At 43.2% G+C, this 13215-nt stretch carries 11 protein-coding genes; 8 read left to right on the top strand and 3 right to left on the bottom strand.

What is annotated here, in order from left to right; all coding sequences use genetic code 11:
- Positions 1 to 138: 138 nt before the first annotated feature.
- Positions 139 to 501 carry a MarR family winged helix-turn-helix transcriptional regulator gene (locus EHS13_RS36270; RefSeq protein ID WP_227013494.1) on the top strand — a complete coding sequence of 121 codons (363 nt, stop codon included), beginning with the start codon at positions 139 to 141 and terminating at the stop codon, positions 499 to 501.
- Between the two features lie 168 nt (positions 502 to 669).
- Positions 670 to 1416: an SDR family NAD(P)-dependent oxidoreductase gene (locus tag EHS13_RS23405; RefSeq protein WP_227013493.1), complete on the top strand. Its 747-nt coding sequence runs from the start codon at positions 670 to 672 to the stop codon at positions 1414 to 1416.
- 96 nt (positions 1417 to 1512) lie between these two features.
- Here the strand turns inward: EHS13_RS23405 and sigJ are convergent, their stop codons facing one another.
- Positions 1513 to 2376 carry an RNA polymerase sigma factor SigJ gene (gene sigJ / locus EHS13_RS23400; protein ID WP_155702707.1) on the bottom strand — a complete coding sequence of 288 codons (864 nt, stop codon included), beginning with the start codon at positions 2374 to 2376 and terminating at the stop codon, positions 1513 to 1515.
- 199 nt (positions 2377 to 2575) lie between these two features.
- Here sigJ and EHS13_RS23395 point away from each other — a divergent pair, with 199 nt between their 5' ends.
- Together EHS13_RS23395 and EHS13_RS23390 are read left to right on the top strand one after the other, a co-directional pair.
- The gene (locus tag EHS13_RS23395) at positions 2576 to 3163 is read left to right on the top strand and encodes a TetR/AcrR family transcriptional regulator (RefSeq protein WP_155702706.1); all 588 of its coding nucleotides are present in this window, start codon (positions 2576 to 2578) and stop codon (positions 3161 to 3163) included.
- Positions 3164 to 3246: 83 nt separating this feature from the next.
- Positions 3247 to 3891 (top strand): DUF2306 domain-containing protein, encoded by a 645-nt coding sequence (locus tag EHS13_RS23390; RefSeq protein ID WP_155702705.1) that lies wholly within the window; start codon positions 3247 to 3249, stop codon positions 3889 to 3891.
- Here EHS13_RS23390 and EHS13_RS36880 read toward each other — a convergent pair.
- Entirely contained in the window at positions 3857 to 4084 is a 228-nt protein-coding gene (locus EHS13_RS36880) for a hypothetical protein (protein ID WP_227013492.1), read from the bottom strand. The genes EHS13_RS23390 and EHS13_RS36880 overlap by 35 nt on opposite strands.
- Here EHS13_RS36880 and EHS13_RS37395 point away from each other — a divergent pair.
- The 4 genes from EHS13_RS37395 to EHS13_RS36450 all read left to right on the top strand — a co-directional run bounded on the left by EHS13_RS37395 (position 4054) and on the right by EHS13_RS36450 (position 10524).
- Positions 4054 to 4134: an SDR family oxidoreductase gene (locus EHS13_RS37395; protein WP_319633436.1), complete on the top strand. Its 81-nt coding sequence runs from the start codon at positions 4054 to 4056 to the stop codon at positions 4132 to 4134. The genes EHS13_RS36880 and EHS13_RS37395 overlap by 31 nt on opposite strands.
- A 48-nt stretch (positions 4135 to 4182) precedes the next feature.
- Positions 4183 to 4782 carry an NADPH-dependent F420 reductase gene (locus EHS13_RS23380; RefSeq protein WP_155702704.1) on the top strand — a complete coding sequence of 200 codons (600 nt, stop codon included), beginning with the start codon at positions 4183 to 4185 and terminating at the stop codon, positions 4780 to 4782.
- Positions 4783 to 5285: 503 nt separating this feature from the next.
- Positions 5286 to 6584: an IS110 family RNA-guided transposase gene (locus EHS13_RS23375; protein ID WP_155698944.1), complete on the top strand. Its 1299-nt coding sequence runs from the start codon at positions 5286 to 5288 to the stop codon at positions 6582 to 6584.
- A 448-nt stretch (positions 6585 to 7032) separates the two neighbouring features.
- On the top strand, positions 7033 to 10524 hold the full coding sequence (locus EHS13_RS36450; RefSeq protein WP_193571440.1) for a hypothetical protein: 3492 nt from the start codon (positions 7033 to 7035) through the stop codon (positions 10522 to 10524).
- A gap of 754 nt (positions 10525 to 11278) precedes the next feature.
- Here EHS13_RS36450 and EHS13_RS23365 read toward each other — a convergent pair.
- Positions 11279 to 13054 carry a glycoside hydrolase family 36 protein gene (locus tag EHS13_RS23365; RefSeq protein WP_155702703.1) on the bottom strand — a complete coding sequence of 592 codons (1776 nt, stop codon included), beginning with the start codon at positions 13052 to 13054 and terminating at the stop codon, positions 11279 to 11281.
- Between the last annotated feature and the right edge of the window lie 161 nt (positions 13055 to 13215).

The following is a 13215-nucleotide window of genomic DNA, read 5'->3' as shown; positions in this document are numbered from 1 at the left end:
AATCTATATTATTAAATTATTAATAGTTAATTAGTTAATTGTTTTAAGGGAGGTTATTGTATCGAGAAATGGGATCCATTTGAACAACCTGATCTCACGGTCGATGTTTTTCTAACACTCTATAAAACCAATCACCATTTGGTAGTACAGTTAGAGGAACAACTTGGAAAGTTCGATTTAACACTTGGAAGATGGTGCTTACTCGTAGCCCTCAGGCTTAGCGGAAGAGCAATGCTCCCTTCGGAGTTAAGCGATGATCTTGCTGTAACAAGAGCGAATATAAGTAATTTATTAAGTGCTCTGGAGCAAGCAGGCAGGATCAAAAGGGAAATGGACACCACCAACAGGAGAAGAATCTTTGTTCGTTTAACACCTGATGGTCATGATGTCATCTCGAAGGTATGGCCTGTCTATGAACAGACAATCACCCAAAATGTAGGTAGTAAGCTTAACCTGCAAGAACTGGAGCAGTTAAAGGGATTACTGAAAAAGTTGTTTTAGATGAAAGGCTAACCGTTCTGTTAAATGGACGGATCTCCCTTGATAGTTAATTGATTAATTATTAATTAGTAAACAGTATGGTTTAAATTGTTTCTGCATATGGAAATGAGGGCATAACACATATGGGTATGAAACAACAATCATAGAATATAAGGAGACGATATGAATATGTTCAAAGATAAGGTTGCAATCATTACAGGCGGCGGTGCCGGAATCGGACTTGCAACGGCTCAGTTACTTGCGGCAAAGGGAGTAAAAGTGCTCATAACAGGACGACGAAAAGGCGCATTGGAGGAGGCTGCAGCAAGCAACCCGAACATCAGGGGCTTTGAGGCAGATGCCAGTGATCCGGAAGCAGCGGCTCTGACGGTTAAGGCGGCGCTCGAGCTTTGGGGACGTCTCGATATCCTGGTCAACAATGCCGGTGGCGGCGTGATTCAGCCGCTCGCCGATATAAACGCGAAATCGATATTTGATATTTTCGCCGTTAATGTAGCAGGGCCGACCTTGCTTGCTGCTGCAGCGATCCCGCACCTCGAAGAGACTAAAGGGACAATCATCAATATGTCCAGCACTTACGGCAGTAAGGCGGCAGCAGGTCTGTCGTTATATGCAGCGAGTAAGGCAGCTGTTGAGCATTTAACGCGCTGCTGGGCACTTGAGCTCGCTCCAAAAGGCATTCGCGTGAATGCAATTGCGTCTGGACCGGTTGAGACGGCATTTCTACGTGACCGTATGGGACTTTCCGAAGAACAAATCACTGCGGTTAAGGAACAGGAGCGTGAGGCAATACCACTCGGTCGCCGTGGTGAGCCAGACGATGTAGCACGCTGGATTGTAAATTTAGCCGATTCAGAAGCGAGTTGGATCACGGGACAAATCATCGCGGTTGATGGAGGTTTAGTGATTAGCTGACTTGAATCGGCAGGGTAAACAAATATCGCCCGAGGGATATCCCTCGGGCGATATTTGTTCTTTAAATCTGATAGAAGGAGATCTCGTGTTTTATTTTCATCTTCCAACATGTTTCAACTTATCTGGATTCCGAATAAAATAAATGTTTCGAACTAAATTTCCCTCGACATGAAGCATCCCCACCGTATGAATCCCTTTGCTTGAGCGAAGGATAAGCCCGGGTTGTCCATTAATTTCGCCAATTTCAATAACCGTATCGCCTTCAACGGCAGATAGCTTAAGTACAAGACCGAGAAGAAACTGTGCAACAAGATCTTTTGTTTCGATTGGATCGACGGCTGCAACCGCTTTTCCTCCCCCATCGGAAACCGATACGACATCCTGATCAAGCATAGATACAATTTGATTCAGATTACCTTGTTCAAGAGCTATCAGGAAGCCGTGAACCCACTCATGGTTTGCTGACTCAGGAGAAATGAGCTCATCGGGTGTAATCCCCATCTTTGCTCTGGCACGACTGAACAGCTTGCGGCAGTTCGCATCGCTTTTTTCGATAAGCTCTGCTATTTCATGATACTCAAAGCCGAGTGCCTCACGTAGGACGAAGACCATCCGTTCCGTTGGAGACAGCCTCTCCAATAACACGAGCATTGCATAAGACAAGGTATCGCCGCGGACGACAGAATCCATGGAATCATCAAAGGAACCGAGAAGAGGCTCTGGAAGCCATTCACCGTAATATTGTTCCCTTCTATTGCGTGCCGATTTATGCAAGTCATGACAGCGATTTGTGACCATTTTGCACAGATAAGCCTTCGGTTCAGCCAAACGTTCCGGTGGAACGTCATACACCTTTAGAAAAACATCCTGCACAACATCCTCCGCATCGGATACCGATCCAGTCAGCTGATAGGCGAGTTTAAAGAGAAGTCTTTTATACTGCTTATATAACTCTTGCATTATTCCACTTCCATCCTTATCCTTTTTTACTCGTTCTAATTAATTATAGTATGTGCTATTAATTAAACGATATATGAAGGCAATTTGTGACATTAGAGTTTATTTTACTTTTTATTCGTTTATTCGACCTATCGTTGACGAGAATAAACCTTGTATGATATTATTTATTAAACACAGTTCAATTAAAAGGAGGGTTTAAATGTCGCCTAGGAAAGCTGTCGACCATGAGTTAAGCAGAGAAAGAATACTTGAAGTTGCAAGAGCGCAGTTTGTGCAGCATGGTTATCGTGATGTATCTATGCGCGGTATCGCGAAGGAGCTCGGATATTCGCCAGGCTCACTTTATTATCATTTTCGGGAAAAGGCAGATCTATTCAGTGCGATGACTACCGCAGATTTTCACGAGTTGGATGGATTGCTCAAAGTAGCTATAAGCACATCACCAAATCCTGGAAGAGATCGCCTTGGGTTGATTTTTTTGTATTTTATCCGATTCGGCCTTGAGAACAAACGATCATTTGAGCTGATGTTTTTAATTCAAGAACCAGGACTTGACTGTTACACGACGCAAGCAAAAGCGGACAGCTATGAGAAATTTTTCAGCGCTGTGAGGGAATCGTTGCAAGTGATTAATGTAGATAGGGCAGAAGATATTGAGCTCATTTGGGTCTTATTTTTGTCTCTTCATGGATTTGTCAGCTTTTATATTCATAGTAATCAATCATTTGACGATATTGCCAAATTGGCTGATGTGCACACTCAATTATTGCTGCGTGGTCTTGCATAATTTTTTTGTCCATTAATTGAACAGTGATCAATTAATTGGCGGCGATTAACTAAATTAAAACTAACGGAGGAGTTGTGATTTCAATGGGAGTAAAGATCATTAGAGCACTTATTTTTATATTAGCATTTTCAATTGCGGGGTATGCAATTGTACAATATGGGGTCTTTCATGCAAAAGATGCTGGACTGGTCGCTTTCAAACTGACAAAACCGGATTTTCATCTTACACCTTGGGTGTATGTACTATATGTACATATTGTAACGGCCATGTTGGCTTTAATTATCGGACCTTTTCAAATTTATCAGAAGCAAACGAAGATTAGAGGACGCCAGCACAGAATACTTGGTTATATTTATATAATCTCCATTACATTAAGCGGGATCGTAAGTGTATATTTATCCATTTTTGCCACTGGGGGTTGGATTGCTAGCCTTGGTTTCATATCCTTAGATGTAATGTGGGTAACAACCACATGGGTTGCTCTGCGTAAAATTATCGGTAAAGACGTAAAGGCTCATAAAGCATGGATGCTGCGCAGCTATGCACTTACTTTTGCGGCTGTAACTCTTAGAATCTGGTTAGCGCCGCTTGGCCTGCTTTTTGGAGATTTCGAATCAGGATATCGGGCTGTAGCATGGTTTTGCTGGGTTCCTAACCTGCTTGTAATAGAGGCGGTGATTCGTATGAGAACTTTCAAGAAGGCCAGGATTGAAGAGTTACCTCAATGACTTCCTGTAATTCAGCGCGGCTTACACCATCTGCTGCTTGAATGGACATTCCTTCGGCAATGGTTAGGATAAAGCGTGCGAGCGCAGCTGGATTAGAGTGGACAGGCAAGTCACCGCTTGCTTTAGCTTGGTCGTAATGGAAAAGACTATGAGATCGCCAGTATGGTTGCTTACCTTGCTTCTCCTGAAGCAAGCTTTGTAACAGGTGCAACAATTAATGTTGACGGCGGCGTTGTGATCTAATAAGGGTTTTTGTTAAAAATAAAGTGAATTGTGTAGAGGAGAATTTAAATGTCTATTGGATTTATCGGAGCAGGGGCAATTGCCCAAGTGATTGCAAAGCATGCCGTAAAAGCAGGTTATGAAGTGCTGCTAAGTAATATTCGTGGAGCAGAATCGCTTACTTCACTTGTCAAAGCACTTGGCGGCAATACCAAAGCTTCGACCGTTCAAGAAGCTGCAGCGGCCGATATTGTTGTGATTGCTGTCCCTTGGAAGCATCTTAAAACGGCACTTGCAGATGTTCCGGCATGGAATGGACGAATTGTTATCGATACAACGAATCCACTTGGACCCCCCGACTTCAAAGTAGCCAATCTCGTGGGAAGAACCTCAAGCGAAGTCGTTTCCGATCTTGTTCCGGGTGCACGCTTAGTAAAAGCATTTAATACATTAAGCCCAAGTGTTGTAGGTGGAGATCCGCAAACTGCTGGTGGACGCCGAGTTATCTTTATTTCTGGAAATGATGCTGGAGCCAAGTCTGAAGTTAGTCGGATGAATGATAAAATGGGCTTCGCAACCATTGATCTTGGTGAGCTTGCGACTGGAGGAATCTTACAGCAATTTCCCGGAGGTCCTCTTCCGACGCTTAATCTGATCAAGCTTTCTTAACTATACTCAGTGAATATAAACAAAACCAACTCCTAGGAGTATGGTTTTGTTTAAGTTTATTAGACTGTTGCATAATACGACTTATTCTAGTCCTAAGGTAGACTTGGGCTTTTTTTGTTTTTTCATCTTTTAAAACTTGAGATTTTGTAAAAACGATTTATATTTCACGAATTTTTGCATGAACTGATCCAGATTGGAGTATTTTTGTCAAAATAGAGGCTTGTTTTGGGTGAAAGTTATAAGTAACCTTAGCACAAGCCAAAAATCAAGCGCTTTCATTTTGGGCTAACCAAGAATGTGAACAATAAGGGGGGAAAATGAGGAAATAAATTATTATGGGAAAAGGACTTTGAGTAAGATCAAGAATCCAGTTTCAAAAATACGTGTAATTAAGGAGCTATTCCTGTAATGAAGTAATTTGAGCTTTGAATGAAAAATGCACCTCTTGTATACTAGGAATTGTTCCAGCCAGAACAAAAACCTATACGAAAAGAGGCGCACAAATGAAGTATAAGATGAAACAGAAGCAGAATCAACGGATTACACGAATTTCTGAAAATACGTTGGTTGTAGGTGCAGACATTGCTAAGAAAATTCACGTGGCACGTGCTGTAGATTATCGTGGTATTGAGCTAGGTAAGGACTGTGAGTTTTACAATGATCGAGAAGGCTTAACGAAACTAGCTGGATGGATGAAGGGTCTACAACAGGATCATGCCAAAAGTGAAATTGTTTTTGGTGTCGAACCTACCGGACATTATTGGTTTCCGTTAGCGGCTTATCTGCAAGGTGAGGGAATTAAGGTTGTGCTCGTCAATCCGCATCATGTCAATAAGACAAAGGAAATAGAGGATAACTCTCAAACCAAGAGTGACTACAAAGATGCAAAGGTTATTGCAGATCTCGTTCGCAATGGAAAGTATACGGAACCGAATTTGCCCACAGAAGCCTATGCAGATTTACGTATTTTAATGAATTTGCGTGAAAAGGTCGTGGTGAATCTAACTCAGGTTCAGGCACGTGTACACAACTGGATTGACCGTTTCTTTCCTGAATATCTACAGGTGTTTAAGGATTGGACGGGTAAAGCTTCACTCATGGCCTTGCACCAATTTCCTACTCCGCAAGAAATTGTCTCTTTGGGCGCCAGAGGCGTTCTTGTTCATTGGAAGACGGAAATTAAGCAGGGTGTGGGCATCAAGAGAGCTGAGAAACTGTATGAGACTGCTCTATCTTCCATCGGGCTGACCGAAGGGGCGGTTGCCGCTCGGATAGAGCTAGCCGCTTTGTTAGAGCAGTTTAACCTGTTTTCTAAGCAAGTAGAAACGATCATGCAAGAAGTTCTGAAAATTCTTGGTGAGATCCCAGGAACAGCGCAAATGCTGGGCATTCCAGGAGTGGGTATTACAAGCGTGGCAGGATTCCTAGCAGAGGTAGGAGACCTGAATAAGTATGATCATGGACAACAGATTATTCGTTTAGCTGGCTTGAATCTTAAAGAAAACAGTTCTGGCAAGAGAAAAGGCAAGACGGGAATAAGTAAACGAGGACGATCGCGTCTTCGGGGATTACTCTTCCGTTGTATCATGCCAATGGTAGCGAAGAACGCAGAGTTTAAAGCACTACACAAGCATTATACAACGCGAAGCCAGAATCCGTTGAAAAAGAAGCAATCGCTTATCGCATTATGTGGAAAACTGGTACGTGTACTCTTTACACTTGGAACAAAGCAAAAAGAATATGACGCCTATGATGTAATAGGACCTGTTCGCTTAGTGCAATTACAAAAAGATGCTGCATAAATTGAGATGTTCACTTATTCACATGTGGACAGAAATGAATCAATAATAAGAAGTGTGAATTCTCACTTTATTAACATGTTTACAACTTGACAATTGAAGCACAGGAGAAGCCGAAGTTAATTTTCCATAAGGGCCATGACCCAGTTAAGGAGCAAGAATCGGCCTCCACCCCTTGAGAGGTAGAACGAAGGAATGTAAGGGCATAGACCCAGCGTGATATGGGAGGGTAAACCCCAAGGGTGAATGTGGAGATCCACTGTGCGATCATAAACAATATTCACAGTTTGGATGAAAACGAGTCCAAGCCCTGTTCCCGCAACGACCCTTATAGAAATATATGGTTCTACAACAATTTTCCTCCATTCTCCTCAAGGTGTCAAAGTTGAAAAACTAAGAATAAGCGAGAAAACAGGCGAAAACAATACTTTATAGTGGGAGTGAATAATCAATGCTCATTACAGAAAATGTTCCAAATATCAACGGCTCAAATAACGTAAAACGTGTGGTTTTATTGAAACTAATTGTACTATTGGTGTTCGCATGTTTAGCAGGAATCTTGGCAGGTATTATACCTATTACTAAAGCGAATGCTGCATGGTCAGGTGTTCCCAAAATACTTCGTGCTTCCGATGCGGTAAAACAAGGTGAAGCATTCAGTATCAATGGTGGCGGCATGACAGACAACGTTAATCTAGATGTAGCCATGGAGCTGGATACAACAGGCACATCTCCTGCAACTCCATCTGTTGGCGCTCTGCACCCAAGCATTGTACAAAGGGATAGAAACGGCAATTATGTCGTTGCTACATTTCCTGCTGCTGCGCCAAACGGCGTTTATAATGTTTGGGTTAAGAATAGTTCTGGCTGGAGCTTACCGACTAAATTAAATGGAGCCCGTCCACTTTATATTTCAGAATATGAAGCTTTTAACACTTTGAAGATCAAGCTGGTGGGGCGGAATTTTCAGTCATCTGAATTTGGAGCGGTGAATACGACTAGAGTTCGTTTAAATAATGGCAGCGGAGGTACATATGAGCTGCCTATTTCAACAATAAATCCCTATTTAGCTGAATTTACAGTGGATAGTACTCCTCCGATCGGGAATTATTTTGTGGAGATAACCAATGATAACCGGGTCAATTGGATTCGATTATCTAATGAAAGCAATCAAAAATTAAATGTTATAGCTCAACCGAGCGGCGGCGCAGGAGCTTATGATCCACTGGGTCTTGGTGTAGCTTGGGCTAAAAACTTTAATTGGGGAAGCGTGTATAACGTTTCATCCTACGGTGTGTCACCAAACACGGGGGTAAATGTAACGACAGGAGTTCAGAACGCGATTAATGCAGCTGGAACCGCTGGCGGCGGGGTCGTCTATTTTGTGGACGGAACTTATAAACTCGGTAATATTGCCCTTCCAAAAGGAGTCATCCTGCAGGGACAAAGTATGGCGAATACGATCCTGGAATACAATGGAACCGGCGGCAACGTCTTTATTAGTTCTACAGGAACCGGATCTTCGGATGGACGCTTGGGGATCGCCAAACTGACCATTAAGGTTCCTACTGGCTTCACCCCTAGACCAGATATCTTTATTGGACTAGGCGGCGGAGGGTTTAATGATACTACCCAAAGAACGACTAAAGAAATATTCATTACTAGTGTCAAAATAGATGATTCTTTATCGTATGAACCGACAACTCCCGGTCAGAGGGGCTTGTCGCTAGTCTTGACGGCCAAAGAACGCATAATGGTCTCCAATAATAACTTCAAGGTTTTTCATTCGGCAAGCTTTAATTTTATTAACGAGTATGTAACTTTTAAGAATAATGTTTTTGAATACAGTCAAGGCGACTATATTATCCTTGCTAATTATGCATTTGTGGAGAATAACCAACTGATAGGCAATACGGCTGTAAACCGTGAAAAACATGGATTTATGCTGCGAGCTAATGTGTACGCAGCCGGAAATTCTGTATCAGGCATGGGTTCATATGAAGGCGGTGGAAACGATAATTGGAATGATGGGGAAGCCATCTGCTCAGAAGTGCCGGGAGCCAATTTCAATTTCGGGACTGTCAATAGTTCAACCAACACATCGATCACCGTTACACCGCATACGACATTGGCATGGCCAGTGGCCGAATTTAATTACGTTTCTGTGATGATTGTGGATGGGACAGGAGTAGGGCAATTGCGCAGGGCTTCTTCCATCTCAGGCAATACGATCAATATCGCTAAAGCCTGGACGATAAACCCTGACAGTACCAGCAAATTCTCGTTGTTACTGCCGAATGACAATCTCACTTATTATCAAAACACGATAACGAATAACACCAAAGGATTCTATTTATTCGGAAATGTTATTGATGGTGTTGTTGCCGACAATACGAGCATCAATTCCGAGGGCGTTTACCTATGGTCGGTTCATAATTTTGAGCAACATTGGGTTATCCCTAATTACTTTGTCTCGGTAAAACGCAACACCATTACTGGGGTATCGCCGAAATCCCAACATGCTGGTGTCGGTTATGGCGGCGGCCGTTTTGATGGCATTGGAGGAGTGTACTATGCGATTCAAGACTATGCCAATGAGTTTAGCGACAACACGATTACGGGAGTGCCCTCAGCCGTTCCAATCCAAGGGAGTACAGAGGCCCCGCCATTATCGGGAATCTTTGCATCAGCAGCCAAATACAGCAGTGCCTATGATAACTTAAATGTAACGGGTGACGGTACTAATACAATCATTGAGAACAATAGTTTAAGTTCCTTAAATGTGGGTGTCACATTAACTCGCGCCAATTACGGTCAAGTCGTAGTGAATAATAAATATTGTAATACAGTAACGACGTTTTTGGATAATACGGATGGAGCTCAAAATACGTATACGGCAGGAAATGTCTTGCAGTGTGGATCTTCAACTCCAACACCGACACCGACACCAACGCCTACGCCTACTCCAACTGCGACACCAACGCCGACACCCACTCCAACTGCGACACCAACACCAGCTCCGGGCACGTGGGTGACAAATCAAACATTGAATACTTTGCGGAATGATTATACGGGTGATGTTGGGTTGAAATTTACAACAGCTGGATCTGCTATGACCGTAACGGAATTAGGTCGTTGGGTGGTTTCCGGCAACACTGGAACGCATACGATCAAGATCGTCAATGCTTCCACATTATCGGTTGTAGCCACAGTCAGCCTGAATACTTCGGGTAAGCCAGTAGGATTTAACTATGTTGCACTTGGTTCTGGGGTCACACTCCCTGCGAACACAAGCTATTATCTAGTCAGCTCGGAAACAAACGGAGGAGACCAATGGTACAATTCCACGACCAGTATTGTGACGACTTCAGTAGCTGCGGCTAATTATCCAGTCTATTCGGTTGGAGCGACGTATGTAGCAGATGGTTCTACAGCCAATCGATCGTTCGTGCCAGTTAGCTTAAAATATTCAACAACTCCCGTACCAACACCAATTCCATTCGTGACCGGTCAAACATTGAACACGCTGCGCAACGACTATACGGGTGAAGTCGGCAATAAATTTACGACTGCGGGATCTTCCGTAACTGTGAAGCAATTAGGTCGCTGGGTGGTTTCCGGCAATACCGGAACGCATACAATCAAGATCGTCAATGCAACCACATTAGCCGTTGTAGCAACGGTCAGTTTGAATACAACGGGATTACCAGTAGGCTTTAACTATGTGACGCTTGCATCTCCAGTTACATTATCCGCCAGCACAAGTTATTACTTGGTGAGCTCGGAAACAAACGGGGGAGACCAATGGTACAATTCGACGACCAGCGTCGTGACGACTTCAGTAGCAACGGTTAATAATCCTGTTTATTGGAGCGGAACGGCGTATGTAGCAGATGGTACTACAGCTAATAAATCATTCGGCCCGGTTAGTTGGAGTTACTAGTTTATCATGGGTAAAACAGAGGGTGTTGAGCAATTTGCTCAAACACCCTCTTTTTCTCGCGCGTTGGGAAATTATACAAACTGTTACCCAGTGGATAACGATTAGGGTGTTTTGCCATCCAAATCATTCGTAATAATAGGAGCCGTCATTTCCTTACATAGGATCCACTATTTGTAGAATAATCTGGTTTGTGTGAATCTAACGGACATGAGCGCGGCTATTCAAGGTTTAACACCTCGGTATACCCTTGTTTAGCAGGAATAAGGTCTCTGGTGTCCATAATACTTAAAAACCACATCAAATTCTTCCTATCAACGGCTCTGATGTCCGTTAGAAAGAATGCTTAGAAACGTGCAATGGAAATTGTAAAGCTGAAATGAATGAAAGCAAATATATCTCTCCGACGAAATACCTTTGATATAAATGTTCATTAATCCCGCTTAGGTTTCGAAAGAATAAGGAAAAAATTTCTCTATTACATACTACTTTTTCGCAATAATAGTCGCTATTGGTATTTTAGGGAGGGTATATGGAAGTTTTATCGTTAATAACGAAGCTCTTTTCTTTATTAGCGCCATTTTTTCGCTAATTTATTAAATACCACCTAAACCAAGCAATAATAAGGAAAAACATAACACTAATAACGAATTTATTTCGCTAAGGTAAGCTAGTAGCTAGTCAGCTGCTTATAGGGCATTAAGGATAAATGTAAAAGGGTTACTCTCAATGCTACCCGTAAGCAGACATATTTGTGCTACTTCTGAGTACGCAACACCGCTAACCCACCAGACGGAACGTCGATTGCATGAAAACCTTGCTTTAATTCCATGCTAATTTTAGCTACCGTTTTGCCTGAACTATCCCTGATGTGAACGGAATTCTTGCCTAGATCTTTTAATGCTTCGATGACGACTCGATTGGTGCGGGTTCCATTCACGACCACAATTTTCTCCGGTAGGATTCCGTCCAATTTCACTATTGTGTCATGATAGACGGCAGCAATTAAGGTATCCTTATTCCTGGCAATGACAATTGGATATAATAGCTCAGGGTGATGCGGTTCCAAATGGCCGTTTAGCAGTACATCACGATGTTCTTTCCAGAAGGATAGCCAAAAGCTCAGCATTTCTTTGTGCGATTCAGGCAAAGTATCCAGACGAACAGAAATTTGTGGGACGGAGAACAGAACATTGATCAGCTGCAGCGCTGCACTGTCTGTCGGTTCTTCCACATTCCACATGATCATATCCGAATGGGCCGCCGTATTTCCGCAGATCAGCCGAATATCAATTGTTCTCATCCGGTTCTGTATGGCATCATTCGGACAATCAGCCGCGCGGAATAAGTTGCCGTACTTGCGCATGAGCGGGCTAATGTAATTCTGCCGGAACTCGATCATAATATCCGGCTTTAGCGCTCTTAAACGATCCATTGTCTCGCTTAATAGTACGTCTACTGCTTGCGCTACGGAGAGATAATCGCGACCGTCGCCTTCCACTGCGTTATCATTGTCTGGCTGACTGAAGACATCGACAAAGTCCAACTTGAATCCGTCCAAGTTCCAATCTAGTAAAGCCTTTTCGTAAGTTCCAATGAGGTATTCGCGTACATCGGGATAACGTGGATCAACCACGCCGGTTTCCAGATAGTCCATTGTAAAAAGCAGCTTGTCCTTGTACTTAGCCCAGCTATCGCTATTTCGACCGATGAAAGGCACGGAATACCATAAAATATACTTCATACCGATTTTATGGACCCGTTCGACATGCGCTTTCATGTCTGGGATTTTCGCTTCGCATACGAGCCAGTCACCGCAATAAGCGTAACCTCTTGCGTTATCTGAAGTCTGCCAGCCGTCATCAACAATAACGGTTTCGCAGCCTAGCGTTTTAGCCAAGCGGCATTGCTCCTCGATTCCCTCGGGTGTTAATTGCTGATGGAACGTATACCAGGTTGAATACATAGGCTCGACTGCCGAAGGCGGTACTTCGGCCGGGGTATTCGATTCATAGCTGCACCACCACTGACTTACTTCATCAAGCACGTCATAATAGGCAATCTCCCGCGTGTCAATCCGAAGAGATGCTTCATAATGCGATAAAGGTGTAGTAGGTGTATCGAAAAGAGAGACATAACAGATAAAGGTGGAGCTCTCCTCATTTACTCCAGCATCGTATTTAATGAGATTAAGTACGTCCGAGAAAGCGAACGTCAGCCGATTCAAGCCTGCAGCACTGAAAAGACAGGCTACTGGGGCTGAATAGGTGGATTTGGATTCGAAGGGGGTGGACCAGTCAGCTCGCAAGCCTTTATTATAAATCGCGGTCGGATGCCACAGTCCTTGAACGTCGATGATGGGATGTTTCCAGTGTAATTTGAATATGGGGGGTACCGCGGGAGCATCAGCTTCGATCATCACATGAATGATTTCTACACCATCGTCTTTTCGCTCCACTCTCAGCGACGCGCGAAAAGGGGAATCCTCACTTTCCAATTGATACTCATAAAATCCAGATGCAGCAACTCGCATTGTTTAGGTTCCTCCTTGGTTTTGTCTTACTTAGTATAAGTCCATAAACCAATAGAAATGTAGAGGTGGATTGTGTCATATATTCACCTTTTTGTGTTATTATCATTCATAACTAGTGCAGAATGGATCATAATAGTAATAGAATTGTGTTTAACTTAGGG

Origin of the sequence: Paenibacillus psychroresistens (assembly GCF_009728935.1) — a bacterium.
Classification (GTDB): domain Bacteria; phylum Bacillota; class Bacilli; order Paenibacillales; family NBRC-103111; genus Paenibacillus_AC; species Paenibacillus_AC psychroresistens.
This window is presented reverse-complemented; position numbering and strand designations above follow the sequence as displayed.

Coding starts and splice junctions, on each gene's coding strand:
- EHS13_RS23405 (WP_227013493.1), top strand. CDS start 670: ATGTTCAAAGATAAGGTTGCAATCATTACAGGCGGCGGTGCCGGAATC.
- sigJ (WP_155702707.1), bottom strand. CDS start 2,376: ATGCAAGAGTTATATAAGCAGTATAAAAGACTTCTCTTTAAACTCGCC.
- EHS13_RS23395 (WP_155702706.1), top strand. CDS start 2,576: ATGTCGCCTAGGAAAGCTGTCGACCATGAGTTAAGCAGAGAAAGAATA.
- EHS13_RS23390 (WP_155702705.1), top strand. CDS start 3,247: ATGGGAGTAAAGATCATTAGAGCACTTATTTTTATATTAGCATTTTCA.
- EHS13_RS37395 (WP_319633436.1), top strand. CDS start 4,054: ATGGTTGCTTACCTTGCTTCTCCTGAAGCAAGCTTTGTAACAGGTGCA.
- EHS13_RS23380 (WP_155702704.1), top strand. CDS start 4,183: ATGTCTATTGGATTTATCGGAGCAGGGGCAATTGCCCAAGTGATTGCA.
- EHS13_RS23375 (WP_155698944.1), top strand. CDS start 5,286: ATGAAGTATAAGATGAAACAGAAGCAGAATCAACGGATTACACGAATT.
- EHS13_RS36450 (WP_193571440.1), top strand. CDS start 7,033: ATGCTCATTACAGAAAATGTTCCAAATATCAACGGCTCAAATAACGTA.
- EHS13_RS23365 (WP_155702703.1), bottom strand. CDS start 13,054: ATGCGAGTTGCTGCATCTGGATTTTATGAGTATCAATTGGAAAGTGAG.